General features: G+C 65.2%; 15 protein-coding genes and 1 pseudogene. 8 read left to right on the plus strand and 8 right to left on the minus strand.

The window, feature by feature from the left end:
- Window positions 1-298: 298 nt before the first annotated feature.
- The 7 genes and pseudogenes from SBI67_RS25000 to SBI67_RS25030 form a co-directional block, all read right to left on the minus strand.
- Entirely contained in the window at window positions 299-1,441 is a 1,143-nt protein-coding gene (locus SBI67_RS25000) for an ESX-1 system-associated protein (protein WP_318983165.1), read from the minus strand.
- Window positions 1,438-2,199 carry a PE domain-containing protein gene (locus SBI67_RS25005; protein WP_318983166.1) on the minus strand — a complete coding sequence of 254 codons (762 nt, stop codon included), beginning with the start codon at window positions 2,197-2,199 and terminating at the stop codon, window positions 1,438-1,440. Before SBI67_RS25005 ends, SBI67_RS25000 begins: the two co-directional genes overlap by 4 nt.
- 304 nt (window positions 2,200-2,503) lie before the next feature.
- Window positions 2,504-3,265: a type VII secretion target gene (locus SBI67_RS25010; RefSeq protein ID WP_318983167.1), complete on the minus strand. Its 762-nt coding sequence runs from the start codon at window positions 3,263-3,265 to the stop codon at window positions 2,504-2,506.
- A 140-nt stretch (window positions 3,266-3,405) separates the two neighbouring features.
- Window positions 3,406-3,897 carry a hypothetical protein gene (locus SBI67_RS25015; protein WP_318983168.1) on the minus strand — a complete coding sequence of 164 codons (492 nt, stop codon included), beginning with the start codon at window positions 3,895-3,897 and terminating at the stop codon, window positions 3,406-3,408.
- 634 nt (window positions 3,898-4,531) lie between these two features.
- Window positions 4,532-5,401: a hypothetical protein gene (locus SBI67_RS25020; RefSeq protein ID WP_318983169.1), complete on the minus strand. Its 870-nt coding sequence runs from the start codon at window positions 5,399-5,401 to the stop codon at window positions 4,532-4,534.
- A 13-nt stretch (window positions 5,402-5,414) separates the two neighbouring features.
- Complete coding sequence (locus SBI67_RS25025; protein ID WP_318983170.1) at window positions 5,415-7,799, minus strand: TPR repeat domain-containing protein; 2,385 nt, start codon at window positions 7,797-7,799, stop codon at window positions 5,415-5,417.
- 27 nt (window positions 7,800-7,826) lie between these two features.
- Window positions 7,827-8,975: pseudogene (locus tag SBI67_RS25030) on the minus strand (AAA family ATPase); the annotation flags it as partial.
- A 71-nt stretch (window positions 8,976-9,046) separates the two neighbouring features.
- Here SBI67_RS25030 and log point away from each other — a divergent pair.
- The 7 genes from log (at window position 9,047) to SBI67_RS25065 (ending at window position 14,603) form a co-directional block, all read left to right on the plus strand.
- Window positions 9,047-9,610, plus strand: a complete 564-nt coding sequence (gene log / locus SBI67_RS25035) for a cytokinin riboside 5'-monophosphate phosphoribohydrolase (protein ID WP_318983171.1) — start codon at window positions 9,047-9,049, stop codon at window positions 9,608-9,610.
- Between the two features lie 11 nt (window positions 9,611-9,621).
- The gene (gene fadD6, locus SBI67_RS25040; RefSeq protein WP_318983172.1) at window positions 9,622-11,397 is read left to right on the plus strand and encodes a long-chain-acyl-CoA synthetase FadD6; all 1,776 of its coding nucleotides are present in this window, start codon (window positions 9,622-9,624) and stop codon (window positions 11,395-11,397) included.
- 147 nt (window positions 11,398-11,544) lie between these two features.
- Complete coding sequence (gene folP / locus SBI67_RS25045; protein WP_318983334.1) at window positions 11,545-12,375, plus strand: dihydropteroate synthase; 831 nt, start codon at window positions 11,545-11,547, stop codon at window positions 12,373-12,375.
- Complete coding sequence (locus SBI67_RS25050) at window positions 12,372-13,313, plus strand: glucosyl-3-phosphoglycerate synthase (protein WP_318983173.1); 942 nt, start codon at window positions 12,372-12,374, stop codon at window positions 13,311-13,313. The genes folP and SBI67_RS25050 overlap by 4 nt, the downstream gene beginning before the upstream one ends.
- A gap of 34 nt (window positions 13,314-13,347) precedes the next feature.
- Window positions 13,348-13,701 (plus strand): DivIVA domain-containing protein, encoded by a 354-nt coding sequence (locus tag SBI67_RS25055; protein WP_318983174.1) that lies wholly within the window; start codon window positions 13,348-13,350, stop codon window positions 13,699-13,701.
- Window positions 13,698-14,282 carry a DNA-3-methyladenine glycosylase I gene (locus tag SBI67_RS25060; protein WP_318983175.1) on the plus strand — a complete coding sequence of 195 codons (585 nt, stop codon included), beginning with the start codon at window positions 13,698-13,700 and terminating at the stop codon, window positions 14,280-14,282. The genes SBI67_RS25055 and SBI67_RS25060 overlap by 4 nt, the downstream gene beginning before the upstream one ends.
- A 153-nt stretch (window positions 14,283-14,435) precedes the next feature.
- Window positions 14,436-14,603, plus strand: coding sequence for a DUF3117 domain-containing protein (locus SBI67_RS25065; RefSeq protein WP_011211259.1), 168 nt, complete (start codon window positions 14,436-14,438; stop codon window positions 14,601-14,603).
- A 33-nt stretch (window positions 14,604-14,636) separates the two neighbouring features.
- On the opposite strand, the gene glgA is transcribed toward SBI67_RS25065, so the two are convergent.
- Window positions 14,637-15,812, minus strand: coding sequence for a glycogen synthase (gene glgA, locus SBI67_RS25070; protein WP_318983176.1), 1,176 nt, complete (start codon window positions 15,810-15,812; stop codon window positions 14,637-14,639).
- A 153-nt stretch (window positions 15,813-15,965) separates the two neighbouring features.
- On the opposite strand from glgA, the gene glgC reads away from it, so the two are divergent.
- Window positions 15,966-17,180 carry a glucose-1-phosphate adenylyltransferase gene (gene glgC / locus SBI67_RS25075; protein WP_266049185.1) on the plus strand — a complete coding sequence of 405 codons (1,215 nt, stop codon included), beginning with the start codon at window positions 15,966-15,968 and terminating at the stop codon, window positions 17,178-17,180.
- Window positions 17,181-17,233 lie beyond the last annotated feature (53 nt).

Consider the following 17,233-nt stretch of genomic DNA (forward strand, 5'->3'; position numbering starts at 1 on the left):
CCTCCGACGTGATTGTTCCAGGTGGCGGCAGCAACAAGATCATTTTGCGCCTCGCTAAGAGCCTTTGATATTTCGCTCGCCGTGCTGTTGGCGGCATTGGCTGCTCCGCCATTCCATATGTCGCCAAATACTTCTTCTCGATGATGTATCCAGGGCTCGATCGTGTTTGAAGTCAACTCCTGCAGCGCCCGAGTGCAGTCCAATCCGCATGCATACAAGGCGTCTTCGTCGCTGTCGGGCCACCCATTTGGATTGAGAAGTTCGTCTGCGTACGGCCCAGATGGCCGGGGTACTCCCATCAGTTACCGCCGGCTGACTTGCATGCGGAGATAAGCAGGGCGGTTGCCGATCTTGGCAAATTTTCAAGATAAGTGTCAGCAGGCGAGTATGTAGGAGTAGCCGCGGCGAATGCACGACGATACTGCGCTGCCAAAACGGCGATGTCTTCGGACACCGCATTATTACTCTCTTGTCCCAAACGGGCGAGTTCATCGGCGGATGTTTCCATAGCTGGGATTGCCGCGTCGTTGATCGCGCGTTGTTCAGGCGTCCACTGTCCTGCGGAAATGTTTGGCGAAACACCACGCCACGCCACTATTCTGGGGTCGGAGTCAAAAGTGGCTAGCTCGCGTTCCCAACCATCGCAGTTTGAATCCGGTTTTGGCATGAATTTTGTGGGCGTCGACTCCGAAGCTGACGAGATTTTACTCGGAGGTGGCGCAGAGGCTATGCGCGGCGCGCGAGCTGCCGCCGAACCATTATCGATCGCCTTGCAGATATCACTTAAGACTTGAGTTGCGTAGTTTGCGACATTCCCAAGCTCGTTATCGGGCGGCGTATACACTGGAATGCGCTGTGCATATGCTCGGGCGTAAGAAATAAATTGACCGTACAACTCCCGCATCACGCGGTGTGGTGTGATTTTGAGTAAGGGCTCGGCTTGATCTGCTGCTGTACGCATTGCGATACGCACAGCTTCATATTGTGAGCGGATTTCTGGAGTCCACACGTCTGCAGAGAGAGACGGGTCTCGCTCAGCCCAGCCGTTTTTCTCACTGTCAGCGAGGGTTTGTTGGACTGGGAACCACGGCGCACACGACGGATCCTCGGTAATCACCGAGACCGGCCCAGTGTCATTGGCACTCGCAAAATCCGACGTCGGCGCACCGCTCGTCGTCGGTGCCGCGGTCGGTTTGTCGTCCCCGCCAGTGCTTTTCGTGCATGACACCGCGACGACTGCCGTCACGGCGATGACACCGACCAGCGCGACCCCACCGATGATCCATTTCGCGAATCCGCGCTTCTTTGGCGGTGGTGGTGTCTGGGGCCAGCCCTGTTGCGGATTCCACTGCGGGCCGGGCTGGCCGCCGGGATAGCCCTGGGGCCAGCCACCGGATCCGGGATTCCAGGAACCGTTGGGTGGCGGGGGAGGTTGAGTCACAACACATTCTCCGGTGATTGGCGTGACGACGCATGACGGTGGGCATCCCCAGAAACCTGGTCGGGAGCGCGTTCGGGATTCGGCGCCGCGGGTGCAGCGCCGGCGGCGGGATCTGCCGATTCCTCCGGCGAATCCTCGCGCCGGTGCTTGCCTTCCCGGTCTTGGGTTTCCTCGGGCTCTCCGTCGGGCTTCTCAGAGCCGCCGGCCTTGCCGGCGACCTGGCTCACCTGCTCGGCGACCTGCTGCGCACCCTGCATCGCGGCCTGCGGCAGCGATCCCGCCATGCCCATCACCTGCTGGGGAATCTGCGCCGCCTGGCTGGCCATCTGCATCGGCATCTGCAACATCTGGCCGAGCTGGCCCGCGCTTTGTGCCGCACCAGCGGCCGGTCCGCCCACACCCGCAGCCACACCCGAGGCGGGTGACCCGGCGCTTCCGCCGCCACCACCACTACCCGAGCCGCCGCCCATCTGACCCGACAGCTTGGCGTGTGACTGAGCATCGGTGGCCGCATAGCGCTCGGCGACGATCTTGATGTTCTGCGCGAACTGGGCGGTCTGCGCCTTCAGTACCGGCAAGCCGGCCGCGATCGGCGCGAGGAACTGCGGCGCCACCGCCGCGATCGCCATGGACAACGGATCTGAGCCGCTGGGTGTGTAACCGGTGGGTGGCTGGGGGATGCCCTGCGACGCCGTCAAGAAGTTGTCGCCCGCCTGAGACAACGCCGTGGTGTCAACTTTCAGCGTCTCAGGCGCCATGACGACCAGCCTCAACGGACGTGGCGCGGACCCCCGAAACCCCCGCGGCTCGGTCTGGGCCCATGGGCTCAACCAGCATCGACAATCCCCTCCGCATACCTCAGCTAAGACATTACCCAACCTGCAGAGACCGTCGCTGCAGAACATTCCGGGCTTTGCGCAGCGCAAAGACCGGAGGAGTCGATACGGGTCAACTCCGACAGGAAGCTCCGCTGGTTTGCTGGAAAGAGCCCAGGTGACCGGTCGGCCGACGTAGCGGACCTAAGGTCGGCCCGACGCGTGCTGCCAGAACGGCATCGAAAGCTCAATCCGCTTGCGGATGGGTCGGTGCCGGACGCTGGCGAGGAGCGGGGGACTCCACCGGTGCACGCTCGGTCGGCGACGTGGGTCCAGCTTCGGCTCGGGCCTCCTGCTCTTTCTCCTCGGTGCGGCGCTTGTCCTTGTCCTCGGCTTTCTCCTCGGCGCGGCGGTCGTCCTTCTCGATCTGGGCGCTCTTGACCTCGGATTGGCCTCCGATGCCCGACGCTGACTGCGCCGCTTGCTGCACACCTTGCATGATCTGCTGCGGAATCTGCTGCAACCCCTGAGCTAATCCCTGCAGTGGTTGGGTGATCGACTGAGCCATCTGGCCGACCTGCTGTCCGACCTGGCCCAGTACCTGCCCCATCTGGCCGGCAATGTCGCCGCCAGCTCCACCACCGGAAGCGGGCGCGCCGCCAACAGCAGAGCCTGCCCCACGCCCCGGTGCATCCTTGCCTTCGAGAACATCAGCAGCGGCCTTGAGTCGTTCAGCTCCCTGCTGATCGCCTGCCGCATACGCCTGCGCGGCCTTCTGTAGGAGCTCGGAGATGGTGCTCGCCGCCGTCGACGTGACGCCGAGCGTGTTCTGCCGGCCGGTCAGGACTCCCGACAATGCGGTGTTCACGGCCGAGGCGATGACGCCATGGCTGGTCTCAACACCCGATCCGTCCACACCGGCAAGACCGGACAGTCCGTCCGCGACATCGGAATGCAGTTGCGAGTAGTTCAGCACCCCGTCGGTCTGGACATGAAGCGGATCGGTCATCGTCGTCGGCCCCCGTTCGGTTCGCACCTCATCCTATTGGCGACGGCTTCGAGGTAGTGACGGATATTTACGGCTCCTCCAGTGGCAGGACGGCGGTGAGCGTGTTGCAAATGCGCGCCTGATGAGTGCTGCAGTGCCAGTTATTTCGGATTCAGCGGCCAACCCGGCAAGGCTTCGCCGTGCGGAGGGGGCTCGTCTTTGAACCCGGCGATTATGGACAGCCGTTCGGCTTCGTTTTGAGGCATCGCTTGACTGCATCGTTGCTGAAGCGAGGCAGGTGGCCAGCGCGTGGGCTCCGGCGCGTCTTTGGGGCCCCATCCGCCGAAGCTGGCTCCAGTGATGAACCAGTTGCCGAACACATCTTGGTCTGGGGCGGGCGCCGGTCCTTTCTGAGGTGCGGAAGCCGGCGCAGGGGCATTCGATCCGACTCTTGGATCGTGCTGGGTCAAGGTGATCCGAAGCGGTCGGACCCCAGTGTCTGGGCGAGGTGCGGCGTTCGACTGAATAGCCGCGACCGAGATGAACTTTCCCGGCTCAACGTCGCTTCTCATGAAATTCGCGTAGTCGCCGATACAGGCCAGAACTTCCAATCCATCGGCGGCAGGCGTGATCTCGAGCAGATGGAACTGCATGGATCCGTAGTGAGGTTGAGCGTCGTGGGGAGTAACGGAATACCCTTCGCCAAGTGGCCGAATACCCGTCAGTTGTAGAGCCGTAGCCTCGCGATACGTTTGGTTCGCAGGGGTCGCTCTCATGAAGCCGGGGTAGACGTTGTTGCTATCGGCTGTGAAGATCGCGATGTTGTAGGACTCGACGTAGGCGCGGACTACTACGGCAGGCCCTTCCGTGAGATCGATGCCGGGCTCGGCTGACCACTGAAACCGAAAGTCGTCAACCAGTTTGGGCCAGTTGGGGTATGAACGCGTTGGTGCTGTCTCTGTCGTCGATCCAGGCCCGGATTGAGAGGTCGCGGTGCACGCCGAAAGCAGTGCCACGGCGACAATGGACGCTATCGCTCGCATCGCATGGCTCCCTCGATCAGGTCGCACCGTAAACCGCCCCGCAACAGGCGATCGTCACCGTCAGCGCAATTGCTAAGGCCAACAGGCATTTCTGCCTTCTCGTCGTCCTAAGCAAACTGACCATCCTCACTTATGCGGTATCAGCGGGTCGAACTCACAACGCCGGGGCTGTCAGCCGTCAACCGGAATTTCAGGCGGTCAAATGAACCACGGGCACCTAGAAGTAGCTTGCAAGGCGATCTGTTCAGCTGGCATCCAGCGGCCAACCAGGGACCGCATCGCCACGCGGTGGAGGTTCGTCCTTGAAGCCTGTGATGATGGCAAGTCTCTCGCTTTCGTTCTGGGGCATGACCTGGCTGCACCGCTCCTGAAGCGAAGCCGGCGGCCAGCGAAGCGGTTCGGGCGCATTCTTCGGTCCCCATCCCCCGAAGCTGGCTCCGGTAATGAACCAGTTAGCGAACAAATCTTGATTGGGTGCCGGGGCAGGTCCGCGCTGTGGCACCGAAACAGGCGCCGGGCCGCCTTTTCGCAACTGGGTGAGTGTGATGCGAAAGGGACGCACGCCGCTGCCGGGGCGTGGTTGGGCGTCGGGCTGAAAGGCTGCAACAGAGACGAACTTCCCAGGATGTACCTCGCTCTCCATGAAGTTCGTATAGTCACCTGTGCAGCCAATTACGTCCCATCCGTCAGGAGTCGAGTTCATCTCGAGAAGGTGGTACTGAACGGCTCCGTAGTGAGGGCGGGCGTCTTTGGAGGTGATGCTGTAACCCTCTCCTAGCGGGCGGATCCCCGTCACTTGTAGCTCGGGTGCTTCGCGATACGACTGGTTCTCTGGCGTGGCGCGCATAAAGCCGGGATACACGTTGTTGATGTCGGCGGTGAACGTCGCAATGTCGTAGGACTCCATGTACGCGCGGATGATCACGGCCGGTCCGGTGAAGATGTCGATACCCGGTTCAGCGGACCAGTGGAACCGGAAGTCGTTGAGTAGCGGGGGCCAATATGGGGATAGGCGGCCCGCCGCAGCGCTCGGCACAGGCGACGGGCTGGTTTGCGAGGGGCCGCCACATCCGGCTAACACGATAACGACCATCAGCGTTGCCAACAGGCGCATCGCGGACGCTTGCTTACGTCGCACCGTAGGCAGCCTCGACGTAGGTCCGCCAGTAGGCGGTCATCAGGTCGTCGATGGGGCGGTCGACCCCGACCGAATCGAGGTACGCGTTGACCCTGTTGTGAAAGTCCCTGTACTCCTTGCTTCCTGACTGGTCCGGTGCTGTGAGTTCGCCAGCCTGGAGGTACTCATCAATCAATGACATATTCCCAGCGTTCGCATTCGCCAACACCTGCGCCAGATACTGCTGGGTCGGAAATGTTCCGGGGATGGTCACATTCGGTGGCTTACCTTCCTGGGGTTCGGGGCCGATGATGAAGTCCTTTCCGATCGAGCCGGCCCCGGATGCCAGCTCGCCTGGTGTTCCTCCATGTTCTGCCACAGTTGTCGCGAGATCGAAAAGCTTCCCCTGCAGCTGCCACGATTCATGGCGGGCCTGGAACTCGTTGTGCAGCCTGGATGCAGCCTCGTCATAGCTTCCGAGGTTCAGTGCTGCTTGCAGACGGCCGGCAGATTGCATGGCGAAATCGTCCTTCACCGGATTCCCGCTCGCTGCTGACAGCGCCGCGTTCTCGAACGCCTTGTTGACGTGCTGCTGGGTGTTCTCGAAGAGAATCTCGCTGGCGGTCTTCGGTGCACCGGACCCTGGCTGTTGATCCAACGGTGGATGGTCCGACATCAGCACACTCATCAGATGACGGGTCTTCACGGGTTCGGTCTGGGATTGATCGGCGGGATCGAGCGGCGCGAAAAGTCCGTTGTTGCCTCCGGTGTTGTTGCCGACCATATCGTCAAGGTACGGCGATAATGCTCGGGCCATGTCCCTGGTGAGCTCTGGGTTGACTTGGCCGAGTGATTGACCCTCCGCCCCATAGCCTCTGGTGCTATCGAGATTGAGCAGGTGGTTGTCCGGGTTGCTGGTGAACTCGGCGAGGGCGTGGGCTGTTTCGGCCGCCCGGCCCGTCGAGTCCTGGTCGGCAGACTGCTCCACCCAGTCGAACAGGCCGCCAGCCGCCAGGCCGTCGTCCTGCCACTGGTGGTTGGTCAGGTCATGCAGGAACTTGTCACCGCCGGCGCCGGTCACCGTGTCGTGGATGACCATGTCGTCTTTGTTCACCGAGTTGAGCATGTTCTGCAGGGTCGGATCGACGTTCTCGTGGTACCACCGTGGCGCGTCATCGCCAGGGCCGAATCCGGTCCCGGGTGCCTGCGGTATCGGCTGACGGTTGGAGATATCGAGCATCTCTTGGCTTTTCGCCATCATTCCAGCGTCCAAAGCGGAACCTTGTTGCAAGTTGCTGTTGCCCTGCTGGATCACGTTCGCGAGATCATTGAGGCCTTGCGTCGGCTGTAGCGGACCTGTCGGTTCCGGCGGAACGACCCAGCGTCCATCCTCGAATACGCCGCTCGACATCGGCTGCGTCATCGCAGGTCCGTCCAAAACCTTCTGGACGCCATCAGGAAGTGCGTACTTGCCGCCGCTCGCGGGCCTATCGATCGACGGCGGCTCGGTCTGCGGAAGTCCGGTGGTGATGTGCGGGTTAGAAGCAAGCTGGAACACGTCTGCGACACGGCCGCCATCGGATCCGGACTTGTCCATGATGGCTTTGATCTCGGCAGGTGTCCTGTCCCCGAATGCTCTCGAAAAGCCCTGGAGATAGGACATCTGGTCGGGTGGCAGGGTGAGATTCCCGTTGTGCAGCGCCGCCTGCTGCTCAGGGGTCAAGGTGGTGTTCTGGTTCAGGCGCTCTCGCTGCTCGGGAGTGAGTTGCCCGTTTTGTAAGGCCTCGGAATCCTCGGCCCCGGTCTCGCTGGGGGGCTTGTCCTCTCCGGTCGTCGCCTCGCCGTTCCCCTTGACCCCTTTGAAGTCGCCCGTGCCCTCCTTCGGCCCGCCCCCGAACTTCTGATCCGTCGAGAGCTTGTCCCACTCCGTCCCGAGCCCGCGGATCTTGCCTGCGATGCTGCTGAGCTCGGTGTTCGACGTCGAAACCACATTGCTGATCCGGCTCAGCCCTTCCCGCACGATCGGCACCAGATCGCGGTCCCGATTCTTGCCCGGCGGCACCTGCGCCGCGGCGTCGAGAACCCATTTCTTGATGCCGTCGAGGGTCTGCCTGCCGTTGGACACCACCTGGGCGGACTCGGTGACATGCGCACCTAGCCGTTGATCCAGCACGGCCAGTTGGGCGAACACCTTGGCGTGATCGGTGTTGACGGCGCCGTAGGCGTTCGCCGCGGTTCCCGTCCATCTGGAGCCGGGGGCCGCGGTCTCGACGGTCGACTGCATCTGGGGCAGCGACGCGCTCTGGTCGAAACGTTCACCGGATTGCGGTGTCCCCGTGCCGAAGGTCTCGCGTGCCTTCGACCATGTCGACAGGAACGCGTCCAGCACACTCACGTGATCCCCCCCGTCACGACATCGATCCTATTGCCGCGCCCCACCACCGTGGCCCACCAATTCGGCCGCCTGACGTGCCGCGTCGGCAGCCGCCGCACCGAACCCGAGATCGAGCCACTCGTTGGCCACCGCCGTCAAGCCGTCGGCATCGCGCGCCGCCAACGCCTGCGCGTGCGCCGTCGTCAGCCGAGCGAACGGACACGGCAGCGCCAACCCCTCCAGCACTGCCGCCGCCCGCACGTCACCCAGGCGCACCGCGTCATGCGCGGCACGCAATGCCACTGCGGTTTGACCGCCGCGTTCGGCCGCGCGGAACGCCTCCCGCGCGGCGCTCACCGCCCCAATGGAGTCCTTACGAGCCCAACTCGTCCACGCCCGGGCCAGCGCCAGCTCCGGTGCGAACAGCATCGACTTCAGACCGTGCCGGGACTCGGCGCGCCCCAACGCCTTTGCCGCAGCCACGGTCGACCCCTGCTGGCCGAGCGTCTGTGCCAACAACATCCACGCCAGCGGTGTCCACGAATAACCGGTCGGTGCCAAACTGTCGGCCGCCGAACGTAATAACCCGACCGCGGCATCGAGGTTGCCGCGTACTGTCAACACCTCGGCGGCCAGCACCTGGCCCACCCAATGTCCCGGGCCGGACTCGCCTGTCAGCTCGGCGGCCAGCTCCTCGGCTCGGTCCAGCTCGGCGCCGAACACGGCGACCAGCACCTGCCCGTACCCGGAAGTGAAGCGCAACAAGCCGGGATGGCCGGCAGCGACCGCCCGCGCCGCCAACTCGTCGACCGGGCCGAACTCGCCCATCCGCGCATGCGTCAAAGCCGCCGCCGAGGCCGCCCACCCGATCGCCTGATCCGAAGCCGTCGGCGACGCCAGCACCGACGCCGACAGGGTCCGGCACCGTTGCAGGTCCCCGGCATTCATCGCGAATGTGCCCAACAACGCGTCCACCGTCGCATCCGAGGACACCCGACCGCGCAACGTGCGCAGAAACGCCGTCGCCCGCTCCGGCTCGTCGAGCATCCAGAACTGGTTGGCCGCCCGCGGCAACGCCCACGCCAGCAGGTCGGCCTCGTCCAGCGTCGCCGGATCGACCGCGGCGAGCACCGCGTCGGCCTCACGCCCGTGGCCCTGCCAGGCCAGCTCCTGTGCCCTGGCCAACCGCGCCGGCAGCGACTCAGCTACGGGATCAGGCACCGCCGCAGTGTATGGCGGCCACGGCAGGCTCGGTAACGTTTTGCCCTGTGGCCGAAACCCCTGCCTGGGCGGTGTGCGTCTACTGCGCCTCCGGTCCCACACACCCCGAACTGCTCAAGCTCGCCCACGACGTGGGCCGTGCCATCGCCGACCGCGGCTGGACGCTGGTCTCCGGCGGCGGCAACGTCTCGGCGATGGGCGCCGTCGCCGACGGGGCACGCCAGCACAGTGGCCGCACCATCGGTGTCATCCCGAAGGCGCTGGTGCACCGCGAACTCGCCGACGTCGATGCCGACGAGCTGATCGTCACCGACACCATGCGCGAGCGTAAGCAGGTCATGGAAGACCGCGCGAACGCGTTCATCGCGTTGCCCGGGGGTATCGGCACTCTCGAAGAATTTTTCGAGGCATGGACTGCTGGCTACCTCGGGATGCATGACAAGCCAATCGTCATGCTCGACCCGTTCGGACACTATGACGGGCTGCTCAGCTGGCTGCGCGGTCTCGTCGACACGGGATACGTCGGCGCCACCGCTCTTGATCGCCTGGTCGTGGTTAACAATGTGGACGCCGCCATGGCCGCATGTGCCCCCGGTGAGATCCCTCACTAGAGTTCTTACTCATGAGTAACGACACATCCCGCGCCAGCGTCGGTCTGCTCGATATCGCCACCCAACTGCCAGGGTTCCTGGCCGATGCCCCCGCGATCGTCCGCGGCCTGGTCACCGGGCTGGCCGCGCGGCCGACAGCCAAGACTTCGATCGGCAAAGTTTTCCAGGATCGGGCCGCGCAGTACCCGGAGAAGGTGTTCCTCAAATTCGAGGATCAGCAGTACACCTACCGGCAGGCCAACGAGACGGTCAACCGCTATGCCGCCGTGCTGGCTGCCAGGGGCGTCGGTCACGGCGACGTCGTCGGCATCATGCTGCGCAACTCACCCGACGCGGTGCTGCTCATGCTGGCCACGGTCAAGTGCGGCGCGGTGGCCGGGATGCTCAACTACCACCAGCGCGGCGATGTGCTGGCCCACAGCTTCGGTCTGCTCGGCGCGCGTGCCGTGGTCGCCGAGAACGACCTGATCGAGCCCATCGGGGAGAGCGGCGCCGAACCGGACGGCTTGTTGACCATCGACGACCTGCGCCAGCTCTCGCTCACCGCGCCGACCACCAACCCGGCCGTCACCTCCGCCGTTTTGGCCAAGGACAAGGCCTTCTACATCTTCACCTCGGGCACCACCGGCCTGCCCAAGGCCAGTGTCATGACGCACTACCGGTGGCTGCGCGCGCTGGGTGGCTTCGGCGGGCTCGGGCTGCGTTTGAACAGCAACGACACCTTGTACTGCTGCCTGCCGCTCTACCACAACAACGCGCTCACGGTGGCCACCGGATCGGCCATCAACGCCGGTGCGGCACTGGCCCTCGGCAAGTCGTTCTCGGCGTCACGGTTCTGGGACGACGTCATCCGCTACGGCGCCACCTCCTTCGTCTATATCGGCGAGATCTGCGGGTACCTGCTCAATCAGCCGCCCAAGCCGACCGACCGCCAACACAAGGTGCGGGTCATCGCCGGCAACGGGCTGCGCCCGGCCATCTGGGACGAGTTCACACAGCGGTTCGGCATCCCGCGGGTGTGCGAGTTCTACGCCGCCAGCGAGGGCAACACCGCCTTCGTCAACGTCTTCAACGTCGACAAGACCACCGGGATCTGCCCCAGCCCGGTCGCCTTCGTCGAGTACGACCTGGACACCGGCGAGCCGGCCCGCGGCCCCGACGGCCGGCTGCGCCGGGTCAAGCGCGGCCAGCCCGGTCTGTTGTTGAGCAAGGTGTCCAGCTTCCAGCCGTTCGACGGTTACACCGACAAGTCGGCCAGCGAGAAGAAGCTGGTACGTAACGCGTTCAAGGACGGCGATGTCTGGTTCAACACCGGGGACCTGATGCGTTCGCAGGGCTTCGGGCACGCCGCCTTCGCCGACCGGCTCGGCGACACCTTCCGGTGGAAGGGCGAGAACGTCGCCACCACGCAGGTCGAGGCCGCACTGTCGGCCGACCATCAGGTCGAGGAGGCGACGGTGTTCGGCGTCGAGGTGCCCGGCTGCGGCGGGCGGGCCGGCATGGTCGCCCTGCAGCTGAAGTCGGGTACCGAGTTCGACGGCGCCGCGCTGGCCAAGGCGGCCTACGCGAGCCTGCCCGGGTACGCCGTGCCGTTGTTCGTGCGGGTGGTCAAGGAACTCGCACACACCTCGACGTTCAAGAGTCAGAAGGTCGAGCTGCGCAAACAGGGCTATGGCAGCGATGTCGAGGACCCGATCTACGTGCTGGCCGGTCGCGACGAGGGATATGTCCCGTTCTACGACGGTTATGTCGACGAGGTGAGGGACGGCAAGCGACCCAAGTCGTAGCGACTTCTGCGCGCTCACCTGCGCTCACCGCGGTTGAGCGCGCCGAACCCGCACGCCGCTAGCCTGGGTGACGTGCAGTCGACGTGGCAGGGCGGGCGGAGCGACGGGAAGTTGTTCCTGGGCCGTCCCGTCGCCGGTGACCGGGCGATGATCATGGCCATCGTCAATCGCACCCCGGACTCCTTCTACGACCGCGGCGCCACCTTCGACGACCAGGCTGCCAAGGACGCCGTGCACCGTGTCATCGCCGACGGTGCCGATGTCATCGATGTCGGCGGGGTCAAGGCCGGTCCGGGCAGCAGCGTCGACGCCGACGAGGAGATCGCCCGCGTGGTGCCCTTCATCGAATGGCTGCGCGACACCTACCCGAACCAGCTGATCAGCGTCGACACCTGGCGCGCCACCGTCGCCAAACAGGCGTGCGCGGCCGGCGCGGACCTGATCAACGACACCTGGGCGGGTGCCGACCCGGGCCTGCCTGAGGTGGCCGCGGCGTTCAATGCCGGGCTGGTGTGCTCCCACACCGGCGGCGCGGTGCCGCGGACCAGGCCGTTTCGGGTGAACTACGGCATCACCGAACGCGGCGTGGTCGACGATGTCATCGCCGAGGTCACCGCCGCGGCCGAACACGCGGTCACGGTCGGGGTGTCCAGGGACGCCATCTTGATCGATCCGACCCACGATTTCGGCAAAAACACTTACCACGGCCTTAGTTTGTTGCGCCACGTAAAAGATCTTGTTAATACGGGATGGCCGGTCCTGATGGCCCTGAGTAACAAGGATTTCGTCGGGGAGACTCTGGGTGTGGGCCTCACTGAACGCCTGGAAGGCACCCTGGCAGCGACCGCGCTTGCGGCCGCCGATGGTGCCGCGATGTTCCGGGTACACGAGGTGGGACCTACACGGCGCGTACTGGAAATGGTCGCGTCTATCCAAGGGGAGCGTCCACCGACGCGGACCGTGAGGGGACTGGCATGACACTCTCGCCTGACCTGGCCACCGGAATCACCGGCCATTCATGGCTCACCGACCACAGCTGGAGTCGCCCGATGTGGACGATCGCCGAGCTGGAGGCCGCGAAAGCCGGCCGCACCGTCTCCGTCGTGCTGCCGGCGCTGAACGAGGAGGAGACCGTCGGTTCGGTGGTGCAGACCATCGCGCCGCTGCTGGGCGGCCTGGTCGACGAGCTGATCGTGCTGGATTCCGGGTCCACCGACGACACCGAATTCCGCGCCGTGGCCGCCGGGGCCCGGGTGATCAGCCGCGAGACCGCCGTCCCGGAGGTGGAACCACGCCCGGGCAAGGGCGAGGTGCTGTGGCGTTCGTTGGCCGCGACCACCGGGGACATCGTCGCGTTCGTCGACTCCGACCTGATCGATCCCGACCCGATGTTCGTGCCCAAGTTGCTCGGCCCGCTGCTCACCACCGACGGGGTGCATCTGGTCAAAGGCTTCTACCGGCGCCCGCTGAAGGTCAGCGGGGCCGAGGACGCCAATGGCGGTGGTCGTGTCACCGAGCTGGTCGCCCGACCGCTCCTGGCGGCGCTGCGCCCTGAGCTGACGTGCCTGCTGCAGCCCCTGGGTGGCGAGTACGCCGGCACCCGCGAACTGCTGACCTCGGTGCCGTTCGCACCGGGCTACGGCGTGGAGATCGGACTGCTCGTCGACACCTACGACAAGTTGGGCCTGGACGCCATCGCGCAGGTCAATCTGGGCGTGCGGACCCACCGCAACCGGCCCCTCACTGAACTGGCGGCGATGAGCCGGCAGGTCATCGCGACGCTGCTGTCGCGGTGCGGGATCCCGGACTCCGGGGTCGGGCTCACCCAGTTCTTCGCCGACGGCGATGACTACACGGCCCGCACCTCATCGGTGTGTTTGGAGGACCGGCCGCCGATGAACACGCTGCGCCCCTGATCCACCTGTCGGTGGGGTAAGGCACTATCGAAGCGTGACCCTGATCCTGCTGTACCTGGTCGTGCTGGTGCTCGTCGGTGTCGTGTTGTTTGCCGTGGGCAGTGTGCTGTTCGGGCGCGGAGAATCCCTGCCACCGCTGCCGCGGGGCACCACCGCGACGGTGCTCCCGGCCTCCGGGGTGACCGGCGCCGACGTGGACGCGGTGAAACTGACCCAGACCTTCCGCGGGTACAAGACCAGCGAGGTCGACTGGGTGCTGGACCGGTTGGGTGCCGAGCTGGACCTGGTGCGTGGTGAATTGGCCGCGGTGCGGGCCGCCTACGGCATCGCCGAGGAACCCGAACCCGCCGAGCACGAGGCGGCGCATGCCCGCGCCGAGGAGTCATGAGCGCGCTGGTCATTGACGACGGTCTGATTCGGTGTGGTTGGGCACCAACGGATTCCAAGGCGGACTCGGTGCTCTACCGCGAGTACCACGACACCGAATGGGGCCAGCCGGTACGGGATTCGGCGGCGTTGTTCGAAAGGGTCAGCCTGGAGGCTTTCCAGAGCGGGCTGTCCTGGCTGGTGATCCTGCGCAAACGGGAGAACTTCCGGAAGGCGTTCAAACGGTTCGACGTCGACAAGGTGGCCCGCTTCACCGAGCGCGACGTGGAGCGCCTGCTGGCCGATGAGGGCATCGTGCGCAACCGCGCCAAGATCGAGGCCACCATCGCCAACGCGCGGGCGGTGTCCGACCTCGATATCGAGTTTGCCGACCTGCTGTGGTCGTTTGCGCCCGAGCGCCGCCAACGGCCCGCCGACATGTCGGCGGTTCCGGCCGTCACGGCCGAGTCGACGGCAATGGCCAAGGAACTCAAGCGTCGCGGATTCCGATTCGTCGGGCCGACGACGGCCTACGCGCTGATGCAGGCGACCGGGATGGTGGACGACCACGTCGCCTCGTGTTGGGTGCCGTCAGCGAGCTGAACTGGTCACATTCAGGTGCCATCGCCGGGTCTTTTCACACCGAACGCTCCGGATAGGGAACAATGGACTCAGTTCACTATCCATCTCGAGCCGGTGAGACCGGCCATGAACGGGTCCGCCGGCGCGGGCCGGCGCACGCGGAGGGAGCACACGATGGCGGCGATGAAGCCCCGGACCGGTGACGGTCCACTGGAAGCAACCAAAGAGGGGCGCGGCATCGTGATGCGAGTACCACTGGAAGGTGGGGGGCGACTGGTCGTCGAACTCACCCCGGATGAGGCGGCCGCACTGGGCGACGAGCTCAAGAGCGTCACCAGCTAGTTCCACCCTGCTACAGCGCTGATCCCCTCGGGGTCAGCGCTGTACCTTGCGGTACACCTCCACGGTCTGCTCGGCGATGTGAGCCCACGAGAACTCGTCGATGCAGCGTTGCCGTCCCGCCGCGCCGTAGCGGCGGGCCCGGTCGGGTTCGGCCACCAGCGCGTTGACCGCATCGGCGAGCCGCTGCTCGAAGAACGCGGTGTCGTCGGCGTCGTAGTGCACCAGCAGGCCGGTGGTGTGGTCGGCCACCACCTCCGGGATGCCGCCGACGTCAGAGGCCACCACGGCCGTCGAACACGCCATCGCTTCGAGGTTGACGATGCCCAGCGGCTCGTACACCGACGGACAGACGAACACCGATGCTGCCGACAGGATTTCGCGAATCTTGCCGATGGGCAGCATCTCCCGGACCCAGAACACGCCGGTCCGGCTGCGGGCCAGCTCCTGCACCGCCGAACCGATCTCGGCCGCGATCTCGGGAGTGTCCGGTGCACCAGCGCACAACACCAGTTGCACGTCGGGATCGAACTTGTGTGCCGCCGCAACCAGATGTGCGACGCCTTTCTGGCGGGTGATGCGGCCGACGAAAGCGACGATCGGCTTACCCAAGTCCACCCCGAGTTCGGTCAGCACCGACTCGCGCGGTTCGGGCGGGGAGGGGTACCACACGGTGGTGTCGATCCCGTTGCGTACGACATGGACCCGGCTGGGGTCCAGCGCCGGATAGGTGCTCAACACGTCGTCACGCATCCCGGAGCTGACGGCGATCACCGCATCGGCGGCCTCGATCGCCGTCTTCTCCACCCAGGACGAGACGCGATACCCGCCACCGAGCTGTTCGGCCTTCCAGGGCCGCAGCGGTTCCAACGAGTGGGCGGTGAGCACGTGCGGGACGCCGTACAACAGCGCGGCCAGATGCCCGGCCATCCCGGTGTACCAGGTGTGTGAGTGCACGATCGTCGCAGCCTGCCCGGGCAGGCCGGCGTTGTTGACCATCACCAGGTCGGCGGACAAGGTGGACAGCGCCGGGTTGGCGGCGGTGAGCGCCGGGTCGGGCTGCGCCACGATCGCGGTGTCCCGGGGGGCGCCCATGCAGTGCACGTCGACCTCGCAGAGCCGTCTGAGTTGGGTGACCAGTTCGGTGACGTGTACACCGGCGCCGCCGTACACCTCAGGTGGATACTCCCGTGTCATCATCGCCACCCGCATGCTGTGCACGGTAGTGGGCCGCGGTTCGCGGCGCACCGTTGCGGTCGAACCCGATGGGTATCACCCGGTCGCCGTGGCGAAATGTCTTGACCGACATGCGCCAATAGGGCCGATTGGCTGGCCCTGGTGCGTTATCGCCGATAGGTTGGCAGCATGAGGGAAGCGCCACATGTGCTGGGCATCGTCCTGGCGGGCGGGGAGGGGAAACGGCTCTACCCGCTGACGGCCGATCGGGCGAAACCGGCGGTGCCTTTCGGCGGTTCCTACCGGCTGATCGACTTCGTGCTCTCCAACCTGGTCAACGCCCGATTCCTGCGGATTTGTGTTCTCACGCAATATAAATCGCACTCGCTGGACAGGCATATCTCGCAGAACTGGCGGCTGTCCGGTCTGGCCGGCGAATACATCACACCGGTCCCGGCCCAGCAGCGTCTGGGCCCGCGCTGGTACACCGGCTCCGGTGATGCGATTTTGCAGTCGCTGAATCTGATCTACGACGAGGACCCCGACTACGTGGTGGTGTTCGGCGCCGACCACATCTACCGGATGGACCCGGAGCAGATGCTGCGGTTCCACATCGAGAGCGGCGCGGGAGCCACCGTCGCCGGCATCCGGGTACCGCGCGCGGAAGCCTCGGCCTTCGGCTGCATCGACGCCGACGACTCCGGCCGGATCCGGGCGTTCGTGGAGAAGCCCGCGGACCCGCCCGGCACCCCCGACGACCCGGAGCAGACCTTCGTCTCGATGGGCAATTACATCTTCACCACCAAGGTGCTCATCGACGCCATCCGCGCCGACGCCGAGGACGACCACTCCGACCACGACATGGGCGGCGACATCATTCCGCGACTGGTGGCCGACGGGATGGCCGCGGTGTACGACTTCAACGACAACGAAGTCCCCGGCGCCACCGAGCGAGACCACGGGTACTGGCGTGATGTCGGCACCCTCGACGCGTTCTACGACGCGCACATGGACCTGGTGTCGGTGCACCCGATCTTCAACCTGTACAACAAGCGCTGGCCCATCCGCGGCGGCTCGGAGAACCTGGCCCCGGCCAAGTTCGTCAACGGCGGATCCGCGCAGGAGTCCGTCGTCGGTGCCGGCAGCATCATTTCGGCGGCCTCCGTACGCAATTCGGTGCTGTCCTCCAACGTCGCCATCGACGACGGCGCCATCGTCGAGGGCAGCGTCCTGATGCCCGGCGTGCGGATCGGGCGCGGCGCCGTGGTGCGCCGGGCCATCCTGGACAAGAACGTCGTGGTCGGGCCGGGGGAGATGGTCGGGGTCGACCTGGACAAGGACAAGGAACGCTTCTCGATCAGCGCCGGGGGAGTGGTGGCCGTCGGCAAGGGTGTCTGGATCTGACGGTTTTGGAGTCCGCGTTTTTGGACGTGATACGCCGTAGCGCGCGGACTGCC

The sequence above is a fragment of the Mycolicibacterium chengduense genome, assembly GCF_033741155.1.
In the GTDB taxonomy this organism is placed as follows: domain Bacteria; phylum Actinomycetota; class Actinomycetes; order Mycobacteriales; family Mycobacteriaceae; genus Mycobacterium.